We start from the raw sequence: 1,554 nt of genomic DNA, 5'->3' as shown, positions 1-1,554 counted from the left end.
TGTACTTTGAAAACTACATATATATTATGATATGACATCATTTATTTCCTTAATGTGATAAATAAGGACGACAACCTTACTAAAAAATGTCAAATGTAACTGGTCAAGTTATTAAGGGTGCAGGGCGGATGCCTTGGCACCGGGAGCCGATGAAGGACGTGATAAGCTGCGATAAGCTATGGGGAGTTGCACGTAAACTTTGATCCATAGATTTCCGAATGAGGAAACTCACCATGAGTAATGTCATGGTATCTTCGAGTGAATACATAGCTCGTTGAGGGGAACTCGGGGAACTGAAACATCTAAGTACCCGAAGGAAGAGAAAGAAATTCGATTCCGCTAGTAGCGGCGAGCGAACGCGGAACAGCCCAAACCTAAGAAGTTCGCTTCTTAGGGGTTGCGGACATATCATCAGGAAGAGGTTATTACAGACGAAGAGTTTTGGAAAGCTCCGCCACAGAAGGTAACAGCCCTGTAGTCGAAGTGAGAAGACTTCCGATATGATCCAGAGTACCACGGGACACGTGAAACCCCGTGGGAAGCAGGAGGGACCACCCTCCAAGGCTAAATACTACCCGGTGACCGATAGCGCATAGTACCGTGAGGGAAAGGTGAAAAGAACCCCGGGAGGGGAGTGAAATAGAACCTGAAACCCTGTACTTACAAACTGTGGAAGCACATTTCTTGTGTGACCGCGTACTTTTTGTAGAACGGGCCAACGAGTTACGTTATGCAGCAAGGTTAAGTACTTCAAGTATGCAGCCGCAGCGAAAGCGAGTTTTAACTGAGCGTTTAGTTGCATGACGTAGACCCGAAACCGGGTGACCTATCCATGAGCAGGTTGAAGCGAAAGTAAAATTTCGTGGAGGACCGAACCCACGAGCGTTGAAAAGCTCGGGGATGACTTGTGGATAGCGGTGAAATTCCAATCGAACCCGGAGATAGCTGGTTCTCCCCGAAATAGCTTTAGGGCTAGCCTCAGATTCAGAGATACGGAGGTAGAGCACTGAATGTCCTAGGGGGTATTGCACCTACCGAAGACTATCAAACTCCGAATGCCGTCATCTTTTATCTGGGAGTCAGACCGTGGGTGATAAGATTCACGGTCGAGAGGGCAACAGCCCAGACCGTCGGCTAAGGTCCCCAAATGTAGGTTAAGTGGTAAAGGATGTGGGATTGCACAGACAACCAGGATGTTGGCTTAGAAGCAGCCACTCATTCAAAGAGTGCGTAATAGCTCACTGGTCGAGTGATCCTGCGCCGAAGATTTCCGGGGCTAAAACCTACTACCGAAGCCACGGCATCATTTATGATGGGTAGGGGAGCTTTCTTTACTGGGCAGAAGCATGACCGTAAGGACATGTGGACTGTAAAGAAGTGAGAATGTTGGCATGAGTAGCGAGATGTGGGTGAGAATCCCACAGGCCGTAAACCCAAGGTTTCCAGGGGAAGGTTCGTCCTCCCTGGGTTAGTCGGGACCTAAGCCGAGGCCGAAAGGCGTAGGTGATGGACAACAGGTTGAAATTCCTGTACCGCCAATAAGCGTTTGAGAAA

1 rRNA gene is annotated in these 1,554 nt (G+C 48.6%); it reads left to right on the top strand.

Going from position 1 to position 1,554, the window contains the following annotated elements:
- Positions 1-101: 101 nt before the first annotated feature.
- Positions 102-1,554 (top strand): 23S ribosomal RNA (locus tag ACK2WN_RS12030); the annotation flags it as partial.

It is taken from the genome of Peptacetobacter sp. AB800 (assembly GCF_047807365.1).
Lineage (GTDB): Bacteria > Bacillota > Clostridia > Peptostreptococcales > Peptostreptococcaceae > Peptacetobacter.
This window is presented reverse-complemented; position numbering and strand designations above follow the sequence as displayed.